This is a genomic window from Eleftheria terrae, assembly GCF_030419005.1.
GTDB classification, from domain to species: Bacteria; Pseudomonadota; Gammaproteobacteria; order Burkholderiales; family Burkholderiaceae_C; genus Caldimonas; species Caldimonas terrae.
In genome coordinates this window covers 2,862,526-2,883,623 of sequence record NZ_CP106951.1, presented here as the reverse complement: position 1 = coordinate 2,883,623, position 21,098 = coordinate 2,862,526, and the positions used below count along the sequence as shown (strand labels likewise).

The 21,098-nt window shown below is 69.9% G+C and carries 19 protein-coding genes; 16 read left to right on the top strand and 3 right to left on the bottom strand.

The features are described 5' to 3' along the window. Nucleotides 1-8: 8 nt before the first annotated feature. Nucleotides 9-1,748, bottom strand: a complete 1,740-nt coding sequence (locus tag N7L95_RS12715; protein ID WP_301255616.1) for an IlvD/Edd family dehydratase — start codon at nt 1,746-1,748, stop codon at nt 9-11. Nucleotides 1,749-1,882: 134 nt separating this feature from the next. On the opposite strand from N7L95_RS12715, the gene N7L95_RS12710 reads away from it, so the two are divergent. After that, nucleotides 1,883-2,668 (top strand): SDR family NAD(P)-dependent oxidoreductase, encoded by a 786-nt coding sequence (locus N7L95_RS12710; RefSeq protein ID WP_301255615.1) that lies wholly within the window; start codon nt 1,883-1,885, stop codon nt 2,666-2,668. 37 nt (nt 2,669-2,705) lie between these two features. Here the strand turns inward: N7L95_RS12710 and N7L95_RS12705 are convergent, their stop codons facing one another. Continuing rightward, nucleotides 2,706-3,683: a LysR family transcriptional regulator gene (locus N7L95_RS12705; protein ID WP_301255614.1), complete on the bottom strand. Its 978-nt coding sequence runs from the start codon at nt 3,681-3,683 to the stop codon at nt 2,706-2,708. Between the two features lie 149 nt (nt 3,684-3,832). On the opposite strand from N7L95_RS12705, the gene araD1 reads away from it, so the two are divergent. From araD1 to N7L95_RS12645, 12 genes are all read left to right on the top strand, one after another. Next, complete coding sequence (gene araD1, locus N7L95_RS12700) at nt 3,833-4,834, top strand: AraD1 family protein (RefSeq protein ID WP_301255613.1); 1,002 nt, start codon at nt 3,833-3,835, stop codon at nt 4,832-4,834. Nucleotides 4,835-4,841: 7 nt separating this feature from the next. Further along, nucleotides 4,842-6,278 carry an aldehyde dehydrogenase family protein gene (locus N7L95_RS12695; RefSeq protein ID WP_301255612.1) on the top strand — a complete coding sequence of 479 codons (1,437 nt, stop codon included), beginning with the start codon at nt 4,842-4,844 and terminating at the stop codon, nt 6,276-6,278. 68 nt (nt 6,279-6,346) lie between these two features. Beyond that, nucleotides 6,347-7,297 (top strand): ABC transporter substrate-binding protein, encoded by a 951-nt coding sequence (locus N7L95_RS12690; RefSeq protein ID WP_301255611.1) that lies wholly within the window; start codon nt 6,347-6,349, stop codon nt 7,295-7,297. 120 nt (nt 7,298-7,417) lie between these two features. Then, entirely contained in the window at nt 7,418-8,401 is a 984-nt protein-coding gene (locus N7L95_RS12685) for an arabinose ABC transporter substrate-binding protein (RefSeq protein WP_301255610.1), read from the top strand. A gap of 22 nt (nt 8,402-8,423) precedes the next feature. Further along, complete coding sequence (gene araG / locus N7L95_RS12680) at nt 8,424-9,938, top strand: L-arabinose ABC transporter ATP-binding protein AraG (RefSeq protein ID WP_301255609.1); 1,515 nt, start codon at nt 8,424-8,426, stop codon at nt 9,936-9,938. Nucleotides 9,939-9,977: 39 nt separating this feature from the next. After that, nucleotides 9,978-10,997, top strand: coding sequence for an L-arabinose ABC transporter permease AraH (gene araH / locus N7L95_RS12675; RefSeq protein ID WP_301255608.1), 1,020 nt, complete (start codon nt 9,978-9,980; stop codon nt 10,995-10,997). A 30-nt stretch (nt 10,998-11,027) separates the two neighbouring features. Beyond that, nucleotides 11,028-12,572 (top strand): sugar ABC transporter ATP-binding protein, encoded by a 1,545-nt coding sequence (locus tag N7L95_RS12670; RefSeq protein ID WP_435870100.1) that lies wholly within the window; start codon nt 11,028-11,030, stop codon nt 12,570-12,572. Further along, nucleotides 12,569-13,621, top strand: a complete 1,053-nt coding sequence (locus tag N7L95_RS12665) for an ABC transporter permease (protein WP_301255607.1) — start codon at nt 12,569-12,571, stop codon at nt 13,619-13,621. Before N7L95_RS12670 ends, N7L95_RS12665 begins: the two co-directional genes overlap by 4 nt. Continuing rightward, nucleotides 13,618-14,658, top strand: coding sequence for a galactofuranose ABC transporter, permease protein YjfF (yjfF, locus tag N7L95_RS12660; RefSeq protein ID WP_301255605.1), 1,041 nt, complete (start codon nt 13,618-13,620; stop codon nt 14,656-14,658). Before N7L95_RS12665 ends, yjfF begins: the two co-directional genes overlap by 4 nt. Continuing rightward, nucleotides 14,655-15,566 carry a 2-dehydro-3-deoxygalactonokinase gene (locus N7L95_RS12655; RefSeq protein ID WP_301255604.1) on the top strand — a complete coding sequence of 304 codons (912 nt, stop codon included), beginning with the start codon at nt 14,655-14,657 and terminating at the stop codon, nt 15,564-15,566. Before yjfF ends, N7L95_RS12655 begins: the two co-directional genes overlap by 4 nt. Next, complete coding sequence (locus N7L95_RS12650) at nt 15,563-16,219, top strand: 2-dehydro-3-deoxy-6-phosphogalactonate aldolase (protein ID WP_301255603.1); 657 nt, start codon at nt 15,563-15,565, stop codon at nt 16,217-16,219. Before N7L95_RS12655 ends, N7L95_RS12650 begins: the two co-directional genes overlap by 4 nt. 86 nt (nt 16,220-16,305) lie before the next feature. Beyond that, nucleotides 16,306-16,887, top strand: coding sequence for a TerD family protein (locus tag N7L95_RS12645; RefSeq protein WP_301255602.1), 582 nt, complete (start codon nt 16,306-16,308; stop codon nt 16,885-16,887). Between the two features lie 12 nt (nt 16,888-16,899). On the opposite strand, the gene N7L95_RS12640 is transcribed toward N7L95_RS12645, so the two are convergent. Then, complete coding sequence (locus N7L95_RS12640) at nt 16,900-17,712, bottom strand: metallophosphoesterase (RefSeq protein WP_301255601.1); 813 nt, start codon at nt 17,710-17,712, stop codon at nt 16,900-16,902. Nucleotides 17,713-17,962: 250 nt separating this feature from the next. Between N7L95_RS12640 and N7L95_RS12635 the strand changes: the two genes are divergently transcribed. The 3 genes from N7L95_RS12635 to N7L95_RS12625 are packed head-to-tail and all read left to right on the top strand — an operon-like array spanning nt 17,963 to nt 21,058. Beyond that, the gene (locus tag N7L95_RS12635) at nt 17,963-18,544 is read left to right on the top strand and encodes a TerD family protein (protein ID WP_301255600.1); all 582 of its coding nucleotides are present in this window, start codon (nt 17,963-17,965) and stop codon (nt 18,542-18,544) included. Between the two features lie 41 nt (nt 18,545-18,585). After that, nucleotides 18,586-19,842 (top strand): hypothetical protein, encoded by a 1,257-nt coding sequence (locus N7L95_RS12630; RefSeq protein ID WP_301255599.1) that lies wholly within the window; start codon nt 18,586-18,588, stop codon nt 19,840-19,842. Then, a complete protein-coding gene (locus tag N7L95_RS12625) occupies nt 19,835-21,058 on the top strand; it encodes a toxic anion resistance protein (RefSeq protein WP_301255598.1) in 1,224 nt (407 codons plus the stop codon). The genes N7L95_RS12630 and N7L95_RS12625 overlap by 8 nt, the downstream gene beginning before the upstream one ends. Nucleotides 21,059-21,098 lie beyond the last annotated feature (40 nt).

Below are 21,098 nucleotides of genomic sequence, written 5' to 3'. Positions count from 1 at the left end.
TCCTGTCCTCAATGCGAGTCACGCGGAATGCCCGCGCCGCTGCAACCGACCAGGAAATCGAGGTCGGCGCCCAGGTGCGCCTGTTGCACATGGTCCACATAGAGTTTGTACCAGCCGCGTGATGGCGGTGTCGGCGGCTGCCAGTCGGCGCGGCGGCGAGCCAGTTCCTCGTCGCTCACCTCGAGGTGCAGGCGACGGGCCGCCACGTCCAGCTCGATGATGTCGCCTTCACGCACCAGCGCCAGCGGGCCGCCGGCGGCTGCCTCGGGCGAGGTGTGCAACACCACCGTGCCGTAGGCGGTACCGCTCATGCGGGCGTCGGAGATGCGAACCATGTCGGTGATGCCCTTCTTCAGCACCTTGGGCGGCAGCGGCATGTTGCCGACCTCGGCCATGCCGGGGTAGCCGCGCGGGCCGCAGTTCTTCAGCACCAGCACGCAGGTCTCGTCCACGTCCAGCTCGGGATCGTCGATGCGCTTGTGGAATTCCTCGATGGTTTCGAACACCACCGCGCGGCCGCGGTGCTTCAGCAGGTGGGGCGAGGCTGCTGACGGCTTGATCACCGCGCCGTCGGGCGCGAGGTTGCCGCGCACCACCGCGATGCCGGCGGCCGGCATGAAGGGCTCGTTGAACGGGCGGATGACCTCCCGGTTCCAGCAGGGCGCATTGGCGATGTTCTCGCCCTGGGTCTTGCCATTGGCGGTGAGCGCGCCCGGATGCAGCAGGTGCTGGATCTCGCGCATCACGGCCGGCAGCCCGCCAGCATAGAAAAAGTCCTCCATCAGGAATCGGCCCGAGGGCTGCAGGTCCACCAGGCAGGGCACCTCGGCGCCCAGGCGGTCCCAGTCGGCCAGCGTCAGTGGCACGCCGATGCGGCCGGCGATGGCCAGCAGGTGGATCACCGCATTGGTCGAGCCGCCGATCGCCGCGTTGGTGCGAATCGCGTTCTCGAAGGCTTCGCGCGTCAGGATCTTGGACAGCCGCAGGTCTTCCTTCACCATCTCCACAATGCGCCGCCCGGTGAGCTGGGCCAGGCGGTTGCGGCGGGTGTCGGGGGCCGGGATGGCGGCGTTCTCCGGCAGCGACACGCCCAGCGCCTCGACCATGCTGGCCATGGTCGAGGCGGTACCCATCGTCATGCAGCTGCCCTTGGAGCGGTGCATGCAGCTCTCGGCGGCGGTGAATTCCTCCATCGTCATCTCGCCGGCGCGCACCATCTCCGACATCTTCCACACGCCGGTGCCCGAGCCCACGTCCTGCCCGCGGAACTTGCCGTTCAGCATGGGCCCGCCCGACAAGCCGATGGTCGGCAGGTCGCAGCTGGCCGCGCCCATCAGCAGCGAGGGGGTGGTCTTGTCGCAGCCCATCAGCAACACCACGCCGTCGATCGGGTTGCCGCGGATGGACTCTTCGACATCCATGCTCGCCAGGTTGCGGAACAGCATCGCCGTGGGCCGCAGCTGCGTCTCGCCCAGCGACATCACCGGGAACTCCAGCGGGAAGCCGCCGGCCTCGTAGACGCCGCGCTTGACGAACTCGGCCAGCTCGCGGAAGTGGCCGTTGCACGGCGTCAGCTCGCTCCAGGTGTTGCAGATGCCGATCACCGGCCGGCCGTCGAGCAGGTCGTGCGGGTAGCCCTGGTTCTTGATCCAGCTGCGGTGCACGAAACCGTCGCGATCCTGCCGGCCGAACCAGGCATGGCTGCGCCGGAAGGGCTTCTTCTGCTCGGGGTTGTTGTCGTCGTCCATGCGTCTCCTCTGCGTCCTTTGTAGGTCTTGACGCGAGGCATGCTAGCAAGGCACATTGATATTAGAAAAATAAAAAGAAGCGCTACACCGATATCTAAATCGATATGACACTCACAACATTGAGGAGACCCGCCGTGAGCCGAGCCCCCCTTGCCGCCCCCGACTACGCATCCTTTCCCAGCCTGCGCGGCCGCGCAGTGTTCGTCACCGGAGGGGGCTCCGGCATCGGCGCTGCGCTGGTGCTGGCCTTCGCCGAGCAGGGCGCGCGGGTGGCCTTCATCGACATCGACGAGGCGTCCAGCCGCAGCCTGGCTCACCATCTCGCCGAAGCGGGCCACAAGGTGTGGTGGCGGCTGTGCGACGTGCGCGACGTGGCGGCCCTGCAGGCGGCGATCAACGACGCCGCCATGGCCATCGGCGACTTCCATGTGCTGGTCAACAACGTGGCCAGCGACGACCGCCACACGCTGGAGTCGGTCACGCCCGAGTACTGGGACCAGCGCATGGCGATCAACGAGCGGCCGGCCTTCTTCGCCATCCAGGCGGTGGTGCCCGGCATGCGGCGCCTGGGCGGCGGCTCGGTGATCAACCTCGGCTCGACCGGCTGGCAGACCAAGGCGGCGGCCTATCCCTGCTATGCCATCGCCAAGTCGTCGGTGAACGGATTGACGCGCGGGCTGGCCGCTTCGCTGGGGCAGGACCGCATCCGCATCAACACGGTGTCGCCCGGCTGGGTGATGACGCAGCGCCAGGTCAAGCTGTGGCTGGATGCGGCCGGCGAGCAGGAGCTGGCCCGCAACCAGTGCCTGCCCGACAAGCTGCAGCCGGAAGACATTGCGCGCATGGTGCTGTTCCTCGCCTCCGACGACGGGCGCATGTGCACCGCACAGGAGTTCAAGGTGGACGCCGGCTGGAGCTGATGGGCCGGGCCGGGCTCGGCGCCCCGGCGCGCCGGGCTCACGCCCGCTCCTGTCCTTCGCTCAGCTGCACGCCATAGACGGTCAGCGCGGTGCTCTTGAGGGCGCGCAGCATGACCTTGGCGGCTGGCGACAGCAGCCGGTCGGTGCGGGTGATCAGCCCGAAGGCGTCCATCTTGCACGGCAGGGCGATCGGCAGCACGGTCACCAGGCCGTGTTCGGCGTAGTAGCGCGCGACGTCGGTCGCCACCACCGCGACCAGGTCGCTCTGTTGCAGCATGCGGGTCATGAAAAGCAGGGCGGACGTCTCGATGACGTTGCCGGGCGCCTCCAGGCCTTCCTCCTGGAACATCAGGTCGAAGCGGTGCCTCAGCACGCTGCCGGCCGGCGGCAGGATCCAGCCGGCACCGACGATGTCGCGCAGCCCCAGGCGGGCGACGCCTTGCAAGGGGTGGCCCGGCCGCGCCACCGCGCAGACCGGTTCCTCCACCAGCGCTTCGTAGCGCAAGTCGGTCTTGTCATGGCGCTCGAACAGGCGGCCCACCACCATGTCGAGCTTGCCCTGCGCCAGCCGCTCCATCAGCACATCGCTGGTCTCGATCTGCAATGACACCCGCAGGTCCGGGTGCTCCTGCTTCACCAGCGTGACCGCGGGTGGCAGCAGCGTCATGCCGGGGGCCGTGATGGCCCCCACGCTCACCTGGCCGTAGCGGCCGGCCTTCAGGGCCTCGATTTCGTCATGCGCCTGCGACAGGCTGGCCAGCGCCATGCGGGCGTGGCGGATCATGGTCTCGCCATACCAGGTGGGCCGCATGCCGCGCGGCAGCCGCTCGAAGAGCGACACGCCCAGCATGTCCTCCAGGTCCTTGAGCAGCTTCGAGGCGGCGGGCTGCGTCATGTTCAGCACCTGGGCCGCCCGGTGGATGTTGCCTTCCTCCTCCAGCGCCATCAGCAGCAGCAGTTGGCGCGTCTTGAGCCGGGCGCGGATGAACCAGTGGGTGTAGCTCGCGGTTGTCATATGTCAAATCGTATATGGGTGTTCTTGGAAAATCTATTAGAAAGTTATCGGTCGTCTTCGTACCATCCGCCCCGGATAGCGCGCAATAGCACACAAACAATTCGCAGCCGCCGGCGCCCGCCGCAGCCGCTGCCTTCGATGGAGACACGATGCGACTGATCCAGTTTCTCGATGCCGCCGGCCAGGCCGCCGTCGGGGTCGTCGACAAGGACGGTGCCACCGTCCGCCCGCTGCAGGGCTACACCTCGACCTATGCCCTGGCGCTGGCCGCCATCGAGCGCGGCGAGTCGCTGGAGTCGGTAGCCACCGGCACACTGGCAGCCGCCCGGCTGTCCTATGCCGACCTGTTGCACGGGCGCCGCCTGCTGCCGCCCCTGACCCATCCGGACCCGGCCCATTGCCACGTCACCGGCACCGGCCTGACCCACCTCGGCAGCGCCGCTGCCCGCGATGCCATGCACCAGAAGGTGGCCGACGACGAGGCCACCCTGTCGGACTCCATGCGGGTCTTCAAGTGGGGCATCGAGGGTGGGCGGCCGCAGCCAGGCCAGGCTGGCGTGCAGCCGGAGTGGTTCTACAAGGGCGACGGCAGCATCGTGGTGGCGCCGGGTGCACCGCTGGTCTCACCTGCCTTCGCACTGGATGGCGGTGAGGAGCCGGAACTGGTCGGGCTCTACCTGATCGGCCCGGACGGCCGGCCGCACCGGCTCGGCTACGCCATCGGCAACGAGTTCTCGGACCATGTCACTGAGCGCCAGAACTACCTCTACCTGGCGCATTCCAAGCTGCGGCCCTGCGCCATCGGCCCGGAGCTGCGCACCGGCGAGCTGCCGCAGCACCTGGAAGGACGCAGCCGCATCCTGCGTGGCGACGCGGTGGTCTGGGAGCGGCCCTTCCTGACCGGCGAGGCCAACATGTGCCATTCCCTGGCCAACCTCGAATACCACCACTTCAAGTACGCGCCGCACCGCCGGCCCGGCGACGTGCACCTGCATTTCTTCGGCACCGCCACATTGAGCTTCGCCGACGGCATCCACCTGCAGCCGGGCGACCGCTTCGAGATCGAGCTGCCCGACCTGGGCGCGCCGCTGTCCAACCCCTTCGATGTTGCCGAGGCCGAGTTCGCGGCTGGCAGCGTGGCCGCCCTCTGAGATCGCGATGACCCAACTCTTCAAGCACTACATCAACGGGCGCTGGGAAACCGGCGTCACCATCGGCGTCAGCGAGAACCCGTCGGACCTGTCCGACGTGGTGGGCGAGTTCGCCCGGGCCGACGCCAGCCAGACCGAGGAAGCCGTCCGCGCCGCGGCGGCGGCCCGGGACGCCTGGGCCCACAGCACGCCGATGCGGCGCTTCGAGGTGCTCGACTTCATCGGCACCGAGTTGCTGGCGCGCAAGGAGGAACTGGGCCGGCTGCTCTCCCGCGAGGAAGGCAAGACGCTGCCGGAAGGCATGGCCGAAGCCGGTCGTGCCGGCCAGATCTTCAAGTTCTTCGCCGGCGAGGCCTTGCGCGCCCATGGCGAGCGGCTGGCCTCGGTGCGGCCGGGGGTGGAGGTCGAGATCACCCGGGAGCCGGTGGGTGTGGTGGGGCTGATCACGCCCTGGAACTTCCCGCTCGCCATTCCGGCCTGGAAGATCGCGCCAGCCCTGGCGCACGGCAACACGGTGGTGTTCAAGCCGGCCGAGCTGGTGCCCGGCTGCGCCTGGGCGCTGGCCGACATCATCAGCCGCTCCGGCCTGCCGGCCGGTGTGTTCAACCTGGTGATGGGCAGCGGCCGCAAGGTTGGCCAGGCGATGGTGGAGCATCCGCTCATCGACGCCATCAGCTTCACCGGCTCGGTGCCCACCGGCGACGCACTGCTCAAGACCGCAAGCGCGCGGCGCGCCAAGGTGCAGCTGGAGATGGGCGGCAAGAACCCGCTGGTGGTCCTGGCCGATGCCGACCTGGAGCAGGCCGTCGAGTGCGCGGTGCAGGGCTCGTTCTATTCCACCGGCCAGCGCTGCACCGCATCGAGCCGGCTGATCGTGGAGGCCGGCATCTTCGACCGCTTCCGCCAGCGCCTGTTGGAGCGCACCCGGGCGCTCAACGTGGACCATGCGCTCAAGCGCGGCACCGAGATCGGCCCGGTGGTGAGCGGCGCGCAGCTGGAGCAGGACCTGAGCTACATCGAGATCGGCCGTGGCGAAGGCGCCGAGCTGCTGTGCGGCGGCGAGCGGCTGGAACGCGAGACGCGCGGGCACTACATGAGCCCCGCGCTGTTCGTGGCCGAGCCGCACCACCGCGTGGCGCGCGAGGAGATCTTCGGCCCGGTGGCCTGCCTCCTCCGCGCCGACGATGCAGCCCATGCGCTGGCCCTGGCCAATGACACGCCCTTCGGCTTGTGCGCCGGCATCTGCACCACCTCGCTCAAGCAGGCCAGCCACTTCAAGCGCCATGCCCAGGTCGGCATGGTGATGGTCAACCTGCCGACCGCCGGCGTCGACCCGCATGTGGCCTTCGGCGGCCGCAAGGGCTCCAGCTACGGCCCGCGCGAGCAGGGCAGCCATGCGGCCGAGTTCTATTCCACCGTCAAGACGGCCTACACCATGCCGTGACCGGCCCCTTCCCGCCGCGAGACCAACCAGCCGCGGCGTTTTTCCCGCCCAAAGAGGAGACAAGAGAGATGGACGCATTGAGGCGCACGGTGCTGGCCGGACTGGCCACCGCACCCCTGTGGGCACGGGCCCAGCAGAAGAAGATCGTGCTCGGCTTCAGCCAGATTGGCGCTGAGTCGGAATGGCGCACCGCCAACACCGAATCGATCAAGTCCGCGGCCCGCGAGGCCGGCATCGAGCTGAAGTTCTCGGACGCCCAGCAGAAGCAGGAGAACCAGATCAAGGCGCTGCGCTCCTTCATCGCGCAGCGGGTCGATGTGATCGCGTTCTCGCCGGTGGTGGAGTCCGGTTGGGAGACCGTGCTGCGCGAGGCCAAGGCGGCGAAGATCCCGGTCATCCTGACCGACCGCGCGGTGAACGTGAAAGACGACAGCCTGTGGGTCAGCTTCATGGGCTCGGACTTCCTGGAGGAAGGCCGCAAGGCCGGGCGCTGGCTGCTGGAGAAGACCAGGGGCGGCAGCGGCGACGTCAACATCGTGGAGCTGCAGGGCACCGTGGGCTCGGCCCCGGCGCTGGACCGAAAGAGGGGTTTCGAGGAGGTGATCAAGGCCGATCCGCGCTACAAGATCATCCGCTCGCAGACCGGCGACTTCACCCGGGCCAAGGGCAAGGAAGTGATGGAAGCGTTCCTGAAGGCCGAGGGCCGCAAGATCCACGTGCTCTACGCGCACAACGACGACATGGCCATCGGTGCCATCCAGGCCATCGAAGAGGCGGGCCTGCAGCCGGCAAAGGACATCACGATCATCTCCATCGACGCGGTCAAGGGCGCCTTCGAGGCGATGCTGGCCGGCAAGCTCAACGTCACGGTGGAATGCAGCCCGCTGCTCGGGCCGCAGCTGATGCAGGCGGTGAAGGACCTGAAGGCCGGCAAGACGCTGCCCAAGCGCATCGTCACCGAGGAGTCGGTGTTCCCGATGGAAGTCGCGGCCAAGGAATTCCCCAAGCGCAAGTACTGACGAGCCCCGTGCTGCCGCCGGGCAGCACAGGCCGGAGCCGGGTCGCGCACCGGGCCCGGCCGGCCCGACACAAGCCGGTGGTGAGCCGGCCCCCATACCCACAACGGAGGATGACATCCCATGAAAACCCTGCTCAAGCACCTTGCCGCCGCCTGCGTCGTGGCCCTGGCCGCCGGCCCCTTGCAGGCCGCCGAGAAGCTCGGCTACCTGGTGAAGCAGCCAGAGGAGCCCTGGTTCCAGACCGAATGGGCGTTCGCCGAGAAGGCCGGCAAGGAGGCCGGCTTCGAGGTGCTCAAGATCGCAGTGCCCGATGGCGAGAAGACCCTCAATGCCATCGACAGCCTGGCCGCCAACGGCGCCAAGGGCTTTGTCATCTGCACGCCCGACCCCAAGCTCGGGCCGGCCATCATGGCCAAGGCCAAGTCGCTGGGACTCAAGGTGGTGACGGTGGATGACCAGTTCGTCAATGCCAAGGGCCAGCCGATGACGGACGTGCCGCTGGTGATGATGGCCGCCAGCAAGGTCGGCGAGCGCCAGGGCACTGAGCTGTACAAGGAAATGCAGCGCCGCAAGTGGAAGCCCGAGGAGACCGCCGCAATGGTGATCACCGCCAATGAGCTGGACACCGCCCGCCGCCGCACCGACGGCGCGATGGCCGCCCTGAAGGCGGCCGGCTTCCCGGCCAAGCAGATCTTCACCGTGCCCACCAAGAGCAACGACATTCCCGGCGCGCTGGACGCCGGCAACTCGCTGCTGGTGCAGCACCCCGGCGTGAAGAACTGGCTGGTGGTGGGCATGAACGACAACACCGTGCTGGGCGGCGTGCGTGCCACCGAGGGCAACGGCTTCAAGGCCGAGAACGTGATCGGCATCGGCATCAATGGCGTCGACGCGGTCAACGAGCTGTCCAAGAGCAAGGCCACCGGCTTCTACGGCTCGCTGCTGCCCAGTCCCGACGTGCACGGCCGCACCAGCATCACGATGCTGCACGACTGGGTGGTGAAGGGCCAGGAGCCGAAGAAGTTCGTCGAGGTGACCGACGCGGTGCTGATCACCCGCGACAACTTCCGCGAAGAGCTGAAGAAGAAGGGCCTCGGCTCCTGAGCCGCAGCGGGAGCGCCTGGCGATGACCCCTCCTTACCTGCGTTTCTGCAACATCGGCAAGAGCTTTCCCGGCGTCACGGCGCTGCAGCACATCGACTTTGGCTGCCGTGAAGGCTCGGTGCATGCCCTGATGGGCGAGAACGGCGCCGGCAAGTCCACCCTGCTGAAGATCCTGAGCGGGGCGCTCAAGCCGAGCACCGGGCACCTCTCGCTGGGCGGCCGCGAGGTCCACTTCGGCGGCACCGACGACGCGTTGCGCCAGGGGGTGGCCATCATCTACCAGGAGCTGCACCTGGTGCCGGAGCTCACGGTGGCCGAGAACCTCTACCTCGGCCAGCTGCCGCAACGCGCCGGCGTGGTGGGTGCGCGCGAGCTACGTGCCCGCGCCGCCGCCCAGCTGCAGCGCCTGGGGCTGGACATCGACCCGGCCACCTGCGTCAAGCACCTCTCCATCGGCCAACGCCAGATGGTGGAGATCGGCAAGGCGCTGACGCGCGACGCCAAGGTCATCGCCTTCGACGAACCCACCTCCAGCCTGTCGGCCCGCGAGATCGACCAGCTGATGCGGGTGATCGGCGAGCTGAAGGCCGAGGGACGGGTGGTCATCTATGTGTCGCACCGCATGGAGGAGGTCTACCGCCTGTGCGACGAGATCACCGTCTTCAAGGACGGCCGGTTGGTGCGCAGCTTTCCGGACATCTCGCAGGTCAGCCACGAGCAACTGGTGCAGGCCATGGTGGGCCGCGACCTCGGCGACATCTACGGCTATGCACCGCGCCCGCTGGGCGACGTGCGGCTGCAGGTGAGCGGCTTCCTGGCGCCGGGCCTGCGCCGGCCGGTGGACCTGTCGGTGCGGCGCGGCGAGGTGGTGGGCCTGTTCGGCCTGGTGGGGGCCGGCCGCACCGAACTGATGAAGGGACTGTTCGGCGCGACCCGTGCCAGCCAGGGCGAGATCCGCATCGACGGCCGGCCAGCCGCCATTGCGGCGCCCTCGGATGCCATCCGCCAGGGGCTCATGCTGTGCCCCGAGGACCGCAAGGCCGAAGGAATCGTGCCCATCCATTCCGTGCTGGACAACATCAACATCAGCGCCCGGCGCGACCGGCTGAAGCCGCTCGGCCGCATCGACATGGCCTGGGAGCTGGCCAATGCGCAGAAGATGATCCGCCGCCTGGGCATCAAGACGCCGTCGCCGCACCAGGCCATCCAGAACCTCTCCGGCGGCAACCAGCAGAAGGCGATTCTGGGCCGCTGGCTGTCGGAAGACATGACGGTGATGCTGCTGGACGAACCCACCCGCGGCATCGACGTCGGCGCCAAGCACGAGATCTACAAGGTGATCTTCGAGCTGGCCGCCACCGGTGTGGCGGTGCTGTTCGCCTCGAGCGACCTGCCCGAGGCGCTCGGCCTGGCCGACCGGGTGCTGGTGATGCGCGAAGGCGAACTGGTGGGCGAGCTGTCGCACGCCGAGGCGAGCGAAGAGAAGGCCCTGGCCCTGGCCATGCTGGGAAAGCCCGGCGCGGCGCGGGCGGCCTGAGGCCGTCCGCAGGACAAGCAAACGAGGAGACCGATCCCAATGAACAATGTGCAAAGTGGTGTGACGCCGCCCGGTGTGGCCGGTGCAGCGGCAGGCCGCGGCCCCGCCATGGCGGCGGGCCCGGGCTATGCGGCGCGGCTGTGGGACGGCTACGGCATGCTGCTGGTGTTCGCTGCGCTGTTCGTGGCCTGCAGCGTGTTCGTGCCGAACTTCTTCACGGCCATCAACATGCGCGGCCTGGCGCTGGCGGTGTCGCTGGCCGGCATGGTGGCCTGCGGCATGCTGTTCTGCCTGGCCGCCGGCGACTTCGACCTGTCGGTGGCTTCCGTCGTGGCGGTGGCCGGCGTGGCCTGCGCGGTGGCCATCAACCGCTATGAGAGCGTCACCGTCGGCGTGGCGGCCGGCCTCGCGGTGGGCCTGGCCTTCGGCCTGCTCAACGGCGTGGTGGTGGCGGGGCTGAAGATCAATGCGCTGATCGCCACGCTGGCCAGCATGCAGATGGCACGCGGGCTGGCCTACATCATTGCCGACGGCAAGGCGGTGGGCATCGCCGAGGAAGGATTCTTTGCCATCGGCAACTCCGACCTGTTCGGCGTGCCGACGCCGGTGTGGCTGACGCTGGCCTGCTTCGTGGTGTTCGGCTTCCTGATGGGCAAGACGGTGTTCGGCCGCAACACGCTGGCCATCGGCGGCAACGAGGAGGCGGCGCGCCTGGCCGGCGTGAACGTGCGGCGCACCAAGCTCATCATCTTCACGCTCAGCGGCCTGGTGTCGGCCTTCGCCGGCATCGTGCTCGCCTCGCGCATGACCTCGGGCCAGCCGATGACGTCCATCGGCTTCGAGCTGACGGTGATCTCTTCCTGCGTGCTGGGCGGCGTGTCGCTCAAGGGCGGGGTGGGGCGCATCTCATATGTCATCGCCGGCGTGCTGATCCTCGGCACGGTGGAAAACGCGATGAACCTGCTCAACATCTCGCCCTTCGCGCAGTACGTGGTGCGCGGGCTGATCCTGCTGGCGGCGGTGATCTTCGACCGCTACAAGCAGCGCAGCAGCCGCTGAGGGGAGCCGGCCGTGGTCCCGCCCGCAACCCTGTCCCTGCCGCCTGCCGCTGCTGTCCCTGCCGGGGAGGCCGCCGCAGCACCGGTGCTGCACCTGCACGGCATCTGCAAGCGCTTCACCGGCGTGCGGGCGCTGCATGACGTGGCACTGCGCCTTTACGGCGGCGAAGTGCATGCCCTGATGGGCCAGAACGGCGCCGGCAAGTCCACCCTCATCAAGGTGCTGACCGGCGTGCACCCGGCGGATGCGGGCGGCATGACACTGGCGGGCCGGCCGATCCGGCCCGCCACGCCGCAGCAGGCCCAGCAGCTGGGCATCAGCACGGTCTACCAGGAAGTGAACCTCTGCCCCAACCTCACGGTGGCCGAGAACATCTTCGCCGGCCGCTATCCGCGGCGCGGCTGGCGCATCGATTGGCCGCGCATGCGGCGCGAGGCCCAGGCCCTGCTCGCCCGGCTGAACCTGGACATCGACGTCGGGCGCAGCCTGGCGAGCTTCCCGGTGGCGATCCAGCAGATGGTGGCGATCGCCCGGGCGCTGGCCGTGTCGGCCCGCGTGCTGGTGCTCGACGAGCCCACCTCCAGCCTGGACGACGACGAGGTGCAGCGCCTGTTCGAGGTGCTGCGCCGGCTGCGGCAGGAGGGCCTGGCCATCCTCTTCGTCACCCACTTCCTCGACCAGGTGTATGCCCTGGCCGACCGCATCACCGTGCTGCGCAACGGCGAGTGCGTCGGCGAGTACCTGCCCCGCGACCTCGACGCCACCGCGCTGGTGGCCGCCATGGTGGGCCGCGAATGGCGCGCCGCCGCCGGGCGCGACCGGCAGGGCGCCGCGCCGCCCGCCGGCGAGCCGCTGCTGCAGGCGAGCGCGCTCGGCCGCCGCGGCCAGCTGCGCCCCACCGACCTGGCGCTGCGGGCCGGCGAGGTGGTGGGCCTGGGCGGCCTGCTCGGCTCCGGCCGCACCGAGCTGGCGCGGTTGCTGTTCGGCCTGGACCGCGCCGAGCAGGGCGAGGTGCGGGTGGCCGGCCAGCGGCTGCGGACCGGCGAGCCGACCGAGGCCATCCGCCACGGCCTGGGCCTGCTGCCGGAAGACCGCAAGGCTGACGGCATCGTCGGCGAGCTGTCGGTGCGCGAGAACATCGCGCTGGCCCTGCAGGCCCGCACCGGCCTGTGGCCCTGCCTGGGCCGCCGGCAGCAGCAGGAGCTCGCCAGGCGCTATGTCGATGCGCTGGGCATCCGCACGGCCGACCTCGACACGCCGATCGCCCAGCTGTCTGGTGGCAACCAGCAGAAGGCGCTGCTGGCTCGCTGGCTGGCCACCGGGCCGAAGCTGTTGATCCTGGACGAGCCGACCCGCGGCATCGACATCGCGGCCAAGCAGGACATCATGGAACAGATCCTGGCACTGGCGCGCGACGGCATGGCGGTGCTGTTCATCTCGTCCGAGATTGACGAAGTGCTGCGGGTGGCCGACCGCATCGTGGTGATGCGCGACCGCGCCAAGGCCGGCGAGCTGCCCGGCGGCAGCGACGAGCAGGCCGTGTGTGAACTGATCGTGGGAGGGCACTGCGCATGACGACACTCCGGCGATGGCTGGACCATCCACTGTGCTGGCCGGCGCTGACGCTGCTGTTGCTGCTGGCGCTGAACGCCGCCTTCAACCCGGCGCTGCTCAAGCTGCAATGGCGCGACGGCCACCTCTACGGCGGGCTGGTCGACATCCTCAACCGCGCGGCGCCCCTGGTGCTGGTGGCGCTGGGCATGACCCTGGTGATCGCCACCCGTGGCATCGACATCTCGGTGGGCGCGGTGGTGGCCATCTCGGCCGCCATTGCGGCGCTGATGATCGGCGGCCAGCTGGTGGTGGAGGATGGCGTGCCGCGCCATGTCAGCCGCTTCCCGATGCCGCTGGCGCTGGCCGCGGCGCTCGGCGTGGCGCTGCTGTGCGGGCTGTGGAACGGGCTGCTGGTGGCACGCATCGGCATGCAGCCCATCATCGCCACGCTGATCCTGATGGTGGCCGGCCGCGGCGTGGCCCAGCTGCTCACCAACGGGCAGATCGTCACGGTCTACTACGCGCCCTACTTCTTCATCGGCAACGGCTTCCTGCTGGGCCTGCCGTTTGCGCTGTTCATCGCTGCGGCGGTGTGGCTGGCGCTGCACCTGCTGCTGTCGCGCACCGCGCTCGGGCTGTTCGTGCAGGCCATCGGCATCAACCCGGCCGCGGCCCGGGTGGCGGGCGTGCGGGCCGGGCTCATCACCGTCTGCGTCTATGCCTTCTGCGGCCTGATGGCGGGGCTGGCCGGCCTGCTGGTCAGCTCCAACGTCAAGAGCGCCGACGGCAACAACGCCGGCCTGCTGATGGAGCTGGACGCCATCCTCGCGGTCGCACTGGGCGGCACCCTGCTCAGCGGGGGCCGCTTCACGCTGGCCGGCAGCGTGCTGGGCGCGCTGATCATCCAGACGCTCACCTCCACCATCTACTCGATCGGCGTGCCGCCCGAGGTCAACCTGGTGGTGAAGGCGGCCGTGGTGTTCGTGGTCATGCTGCTGCAGTCGGCCGACTTCCGGCGCTGGCTGCGCACGGCCGTCATGCGTCCGCCGCTGCAGGAGGTGGCCCGATGAGCGCCCGGCTCGACACTCCCCTTGGGCTGCCCGCGGCCGGGCCGCTGCCCGCGCAGCGCGGCGCCTGGCTGTCGGCCGTGCAGCTGCCGCTGGCCGCCACCGTCTCGCTCTTCACCGCGATGGCGGTCTTCGGCAGCCTGGCCTATGACGGCTTCTTCTCGGCGCAGGTCTTCCTGAACCTGCTGATCGACAACGCCTTCCTCTGCATCGTCGCCACCGGCATGACCTTTGTGATCCTGGCCGGCGGCATCGACCTGTCGGTGGGCGCGGTGCTGGCGCTGTCCACCATGGTGTCGGCGGTGCTGGTGGAGCAGCGCGGCTGGAGCCCGGCGCTGGTCATCCCGCTGGTGCTGGCCATGGGCGCCGGCTTCGGTGCCGTCATGGGCTGGCTGATCCAGCGCTTCCGGCTGCAGCCCTTCATCGTCACGCTGGCCGGCATGTTCCTGGCGCGCGGGCTGTGCTACTTGCTCAGCATCGACTCCATCAGCATCACGCATGACGTCTATGCCGGCGTGGCGCAGTGGCGGCTGCCGCTGTGGGGGGACGAGGCGGCGCTGTCGGCCGGTGCCCTCATCGCGCTCGCCGTGCTCCTCGTCGCCTGGGGCGCCGCACGCTGGACCGAGTTCGGCCGCACGGTGTACGCCATCGGCGGCAGCGAAGCCTCGGCGGTGCTGATGGGCTTGCCGGTGGCGCGCACGGTGGTGCGGGTCTACCTGCTGAGCGGCCTGTGCTCGGCGCTGGCCGGGGTGGTGTTCACCTTCTACATGCAGTCGGGCTACGGGCTGCATGCGATGGGGCTGGAGCTCGATGCGATCGCCGCGGTGGTGATCGGCGGCACCCTGCTCAGCGGCGGGGTGGGGCATGTGGCGGGCACGCTGTTCGGCGTGCTGATCCTCGGCATCATCCAGACGCTGATCATGTTCGACGGCAGCCTCAGCTCCTGGTGGACCCGCATCGTGATCGGTGCGCTGCTGCTGGTGTTCTGCCTGCTGCAGCGGGTGTGCGAGGCCGCAGGCCGGAAAGGGCAGGGACGATGAGCACGAGGGACTGGGTTGGCATCGACTGGGGCAGCACGCACCGGCGGGCCTGGCACTTCAGGGACGGCGCGTTGCTCGCTCGACAGTCCGACGACCAGGGCCTGCTGGCCTGCGCGCCGCACTTCGAGGCTGCACTGGTGGCGCTGCTGCAGCGCTTCGGCCTGGCACCGGGCGGCTGCCGGGTGGTGATGTCCGGCATGGTGGGCAGTGCCCAGGGCTGGCACGAGGTGGCCTACCTCGATGCCCGGCTGCCGCTGTCGAACTGGCGCGACGGGCTGGTGCCGGTGCCGGGCACGGCGGACTGCTGGATCGTGCCCGGCTGCCGCTGGCGCGACGGTGACGCGGTGGACGTCATGCGCGGCGAGGAAACCCAGCTGCTTGGTGCCCAGGCACTGCCCGGCACCGGTGACGGCTGGTACGTGCTGCCCGGCACCCACAGCAAGTGGGTGCGGCTGCAGGGCGGCCGGGTGGTGGTGCTGCGCACCTACCTGAGCGGCGAGCTGTACGCCCTGCTGTCGCAGCACGGCACGCTGGCGCCACTGCTGCAAGGCACGGCGGACGTCGCTGGCACCCCTGGGGCGGCCGGCGCTTTCGAGCAGGGCTTTGCGGCGGCCCGCGAGGGCGCCCTGAGCCACGGCCTGTTCGGCGTGCGCGCGCGGGTGCTGGCCGGCGACCTGCGGCGGGAGCTGGCCTCGGCTTGGCTCAGCGGCTTGTTGCTGGGCAGCGAATGGCAAGACCTGGCGGCCCGCCACGGCAGGCCGGACGGCAGCGTGCGGGTGATCGGCAGCCCGGCGCTCGCCGCCTGGCATGCGCGCTGCGGCGAACTGCTGGGCCTGGGCACGCAGGTGCTGGACGTCGAGGCGGTGCAAGTGGCCGCCTGGCAGGCCCTGGGAGCGACACCAGCATGACCGGGCGCGCGTCTTCCTTGCCTTCGCTGCCGGCCTCCACGCCGGCCTGGCCGCCGCAGCCGCCACTGGTGGCCATCCTGCGCGGGCTCCTGCCACTGCAGGCCCGCGACGCCGGCGAGGTGCTGCTGCAAGCCGGCTTTCGTGCCATCGAGGTGCCGCTGAATCGGCCCGGCGCGCTGGAGTGCATCGAGATCCTGGCCCGCCTGGCGCCACCCGATGCTGTGGTGGGGGCCGGCACGGTGCTGGAGCCGGCACAGGTGGATGCGGTGTCGGCCGCTGGTGGCTCGCTCATCGTGATGCCGCATGCCGACACGGCACTGATCCGCCACGCCGTCGGCCGTGGCCTGCGGGTGGCCCCGGGCGTGTTCACGGCCACCGAGGCCTTCGCTGCGCTGCGCGCCGGTGCCCATGCCTTGAAGCTGTTCCCGGCGGAGGCCTTGGGGCCGGCGGGGCTGAAGGCGCTGGCCACCGTGCTGCCGCCCGGCACGCCGCTGTGGCCGGTGGGCGGCGTCTCGCCCGAGAACCTGCCCGCCTGGCGGGCCGCCGGTGCAACGGGCTTCGGCATCGGCGGGGCACTGTTCCGGCCCGAGGCCGGGCTCGAGGCGCTGCGCCGGCAGGCCGAGGCCTTCATGCGGGCCTGGCAGGCAGGCTGAGGCGGCTGCTCGCCGCCGCCCTCCTGCTCGGCCGGCTAAGATCCGCGCCACATTCATTCCTCCACGGACGAACGGAGAAGGCGTCGATGAGCATCAGCCTGAAGAAGGGCGCATCCCTCAACCTGAGCAAGGCCGAGCCGGCGCTGCAGCGCGTGCGTGTCGGCCTGGGCTGGGAGATGCCGGACAACATCCCGCCGCTGGACCTGGACGTGTCGGCCTTCGTCTGCCGGCTCGATGGCCGCAACGAGCCCAAGCTGCTGAGCGAGCAGCACTTCGTCTTCTACAACAACCTCGCCACGCCCAACGGCTCGGTGCGGCACAGCGGCGACCAGCGCACCGGCGATGCCGAGGGCGACGACGAAACCCTGCTGGTGGAGCTGTCCAAGCTGGAAGACGCGGTCAGCGAGATCTCCTTCGTCGTCACCATCCACGAGGCGGCCGAGCGCGGGCAGCACTTCGGCTTGCTGCGCGACGCCTACATCCGCGTCTACAACGCCGACACCGGCAAGGTGCTGTGCCTGTACGACCTGGACGCCCAGTTCGGCCGCGAGACCGCGGTGCAGATGGGCTCGCTGGTGCGCAGCGGCGACCGGCACTGGGAGTTTCGTGCGGTCGGCGCCGGCTACACGTTGGACCTGGGGGCGTTCGTCGAGGGCTACCTGGGCTGAGGCTCGACCGCCTCAGTCGACCGTGATCACCAGCCGCGGGTCGAAGCCCGGGTTGTCGGTCACCTCGCTGTGCGGCTCGCAGTAGCCGCGCGGGTTGCACACCACCTGCGTGGCCCCGACCCGGTAGTCGCTGTTGGCATGGATGTGCCCGTGCACCCAGAGCCGGGCCCGGTTGAAGAACTCGGCCGGCAGGTCCGACGCGAAGGCCGGCGACAGCGGGTGGCCGTCGAAGGCCTCGGCCACGCTGCGCGGGGTCGGGGCATGGTGGGTCACCACCACCGTGGGCAGGTCGCCTGGCGCGGCCGGCTGCGCCAGCTGCTGCTGCAGCCAGGCTCGGCCCAGCTCGTGTTCCTGCAGCGCGTCCTCCGGGCGGAAGGGCTCGGCGCCGTCTTCGTCGGTCTCGTGGCCTTCCTGGATCAGGCGGAAGTCGTTCATGCGGCCGCCGGCGATCTCGGCCGCCTCGGGCCCGGGGATGCCCAGGTGCTCGTAAAGCCGGAAATCGGTCCACAGCGTGACGCCCAGGAAGCGCACGCCGGCCACTTCGCAGGCATCGCGGTCCAGCAGCCGCACGTTGCTGCCGGCGGCGATGTCGCGCATCAGCGCCAGCTGCATGGCTCGTGGCTGGCCGTAGTACTCGTGGTTGCCCGGCACGTAGATCACCGGCTTGCCGCCGAACACCGCCTTGCGCTGCGCCCAGCGCACGCCGCGGGTGCCGGGAGTGTGGATGTCGCCGGCCAGGATCACCACGTCGTACGCCAGGTCGGGTGGCGGGGTGTAGGGGCCGAACTCCAGGTGCAGGTCGGAATAGATCAGGATGCGAGCCACGGCGGTCTCCCGGCGACGAGGGTCGGCGCAGCCAGCGGGTGCTCACCTCGCGGCAGGCGTCGGCGTGTCGGGCCACTATACGGGAGCGGGACCCGCGGAGATGTATCGGCAGCGGCCGGACATGCCGCTTGCGGTGACCGTGTAGAGTGCACACCTGCCGCACGCGACCCCTTTTTTGGGGGGCGAGGCCGCGGGCATCTGCGGCTAACATCCGCGTCCAGGCAGTAAGCACACATCGAAGAGGGTACTGATGACCATCAATCTCAAAAAGGGCGGATCCCTGAACCTGACCAAGACCGAGCCGGCGCTCACCCGCGTGCGCATCGGCCTGGGCTGGGAACTGCCGCAGTCGACGCCGCCGCTCGACCTCGACGTGTCGGCCTTCGTCTGCCGCCTGAATGCCCAGCAGGAACCCAAGCTGCTGAGCGAGCAGCACTTCGTCTTCTACAACAACAAGGCCACGCCCAACGGCGCCCTGGTGCACAGCGGCGACAACCGCACTGGCGCCGGCGAAGGCGACGACGAGAGCTTGATTGCCGACCTGCCCAAGCTGGAAGCCGAGGTGCGCGAGATCTCCTTCGTCGTCACCATCCACGAGGCGGCCGAGCGCAACCAGCACTTCGGCCTGCTGAAGGACGCCTACATCCGCATCTACAACGAGCAGACCGGCAAGGTGCTGTGCACCTACGACCTGGACGAGCAGTTCAGCCGCGAGACCGCGGTGCAGATGGGCTCGCTGGTGCGCACCGCCGACGGCCAGTGGGAGTTCCGCGCGGTCGGTGCCGGCTACACGCTGGACCTGGGCACCTTCGTCGGCGGCTACCTGAACTGAGGCCCGACGGCCCGACAGCCTTCATCTTCCTGGAGCGACGCATGACGCGTCCGCTGTTCGGCGGGGGACGGGTGGTCCCGGCCGGCGCCGAGGCTCCGGCGCCGCCAGCGCCTGCCGACGCCCGGCCACGCGCCGCTGCCGAGGCCGCGCCGGTGACGCCCGGCAGCCTCCCGGACGGTCCCCTGCCGGGTGTGCTCGACGCAGCGGCTGCCAGCCCGCCGGCGGCGGCGGTGCGCACCTTCCATGGCGTGTCGCGGCCGGCCGAGGCGCCAGCCGCCGCAGCGCCGGCGATGAGCGCCCCGCCGGTCCGCACCTTCCACGATCTGCAGCGCCCGCCGGCCGCCACCGGCACGCCGGGAGCCGCAGCGCCGGTGCAGCGGTCGCTCGCTGGCACGCCGCTGCCGTCGGTCACTGCGCAGCCGGCGCCGGCCGTGCGCACCTTCCAGGCCGAGCAGCACCGCGCCGCGGTGCCGCCCAAGGCCTTGTTCTCGCCCTCCATCCAGGCGGAGCTGCCGGCCGACTTCCTGGCTGCACTCGCGCAGCTGCCCCGGCCACCGGAGGATGCGCAGCAGCAACGTACCGTGTTCCGCCTGCTCAAGGACCTGGAGGCCGCCCGCGACGAAGACATCCTGCAGTTCGGCGAGGCACCGGCAGCGGCGGTGGACGCGCTGTTGAAGCAGGCCCTGGCCATCATGATCGACCCCGACCTGCCCCGCGTCGGTGCGCTGCTGAAGGAAACCCTGGACGACCTTGGCCGGGTGCGGCCGCAGGCCAAGCCCGGCTGGCTGCAGCGCCTGACCCGCTCGCCTGCCAGCTGGCTGCAGGCGCTGGACCGCACGCTGGACGCCCGGCTGCAGGAGCTGGCCCGGCTGGAGCAGGAGGTGCTGGTCGACGCTGGCCGCCTGCTCGCCCTGATCGAGCAGAACGAAGACCAGTTCAGCTTGCTGGCCAGCCACCATTGGGCCTGCAGCCTGGCCGAGCCCTGGCTGGCCCACCGCCCGCCGGCCACCCGCGAGCGCCTGGCACGGCGAGCACAGCTGCTCTACACGCTGCGCACCTCGGCCGACATGACGCGCCGCCAGCTGGAGATGTCGCGCGAGCACCTGCTGGGCGTGGCCGAGCGGGTGCAGACGCTGCGCTTCGCCACGCTGCCGCTGTGGCGCCAGCAGTTCCTCGCGCCGCTGCAGTCGCAGAAGGAACTGGCCGCCGGCGATGCCCAGGCCCTCGACACCCACCACCAGCTGATGGACCAGCTGGGCCAACTCGTGACCCTCACTTCCCGGAAAGTCTATGACTAGCTTCAAGCCGAAATCCGCCCTGGCGATGGACCCGCCCGCCGTGGCCCCCGTGGGCCATGCGCCCGAGGCGGGCACCGCCGTGACGGTAGCCCCGGCGGCCGCGCCCTATGCGCCGGCCCAGGCCTATGCCCCGGCGCCGGCCTTTCCGCTGCAGGCGCCGGCTGCCCCCAGCCTCGACCAGCTGCTGAGCGAGCAGCAGCTCAACCCGCAGGACGCCGCCCAGGTGCAGGCCCTGGCGCAGCGCCTGGACCAGACCAAGCCGATGACGGTGCACGACCTCGGCTCCGAGGCGGCCAACCATGCCACCCAGTACGCCGACCGCATCCTGGAGCAGGTGAAGAACAAGGACCTGGGCCAGATCGGCACCAAGCTGAGCGAGATCGTCATCACCGCCAAGTCCATCAACCTTGGCGCGCTGAGCAGCGAGCGCAGCCGCGTGCCGCTGATCGGCGGCCTGCTGGACCGATTCAAGCTCGGCAAGGAGGCGGTGGTCCAGCAGTTCCAGTCCACTGACAAGCAGCTCGAGAAGCTGGTCAACGAGGTCGACGTCTCGCAACGCGGCCTGCGCCAGCGGGTGCTGGACCTGGACCAGGCCTTCGCGGCCACCCAGGAGGAGTTCCGCCGCCTGAGCGTCTCGGTGGCGGCCGGCAAGCTGAAGCTGGCCGAGCTGCAGGGCCAGCTGACCGCGCAACCGGCCCCCGGCGATGTCGCCGAGGCACAGCGCATCAACGACCTGCGCCAGTTCGCCGAGCGGCTGGAGAAGCGCGTCTCGGACCTGCTGGCGCTGCGCATGTCGGCGCTGCAGACGCTGCCGATGATCCGCCTGATCCAGAGCAACAACCAGACGATCATCGAGAAGTTCCAGAACATCAAGGAACTCACCATTCCCGCCTGGCGCCGCCAGTTCATGCTGGCGCTCTCGCTCAACGAGCAGAGCCAGGCCGTGGCGCTGGCCAAGAACATCGACGACGCCACCAATGAGTTCCTGCGCAAGAACGCCGAGCTGCTGAAGCAGAACTCGGTCGAGACCGCTCGCGCCAACCAGCGCTCGGTGATCGACATCGAGACGCTGGAGCAGGTGCAGCAGACGCTGATCTCGACGGTGGAAGAGGTGCTCTCCATCCAGCGCGAGGGCCAGGCGCAGCGCCAGGACGCCGAGCGCCGCATCGGCGCGCTGCAGACCGAGCTGAAGGCCGCCATCGGCCGCCCGGCCTGAGCGCGGCACGCCACGCCATCCACATCATTCCGAGAGGGAG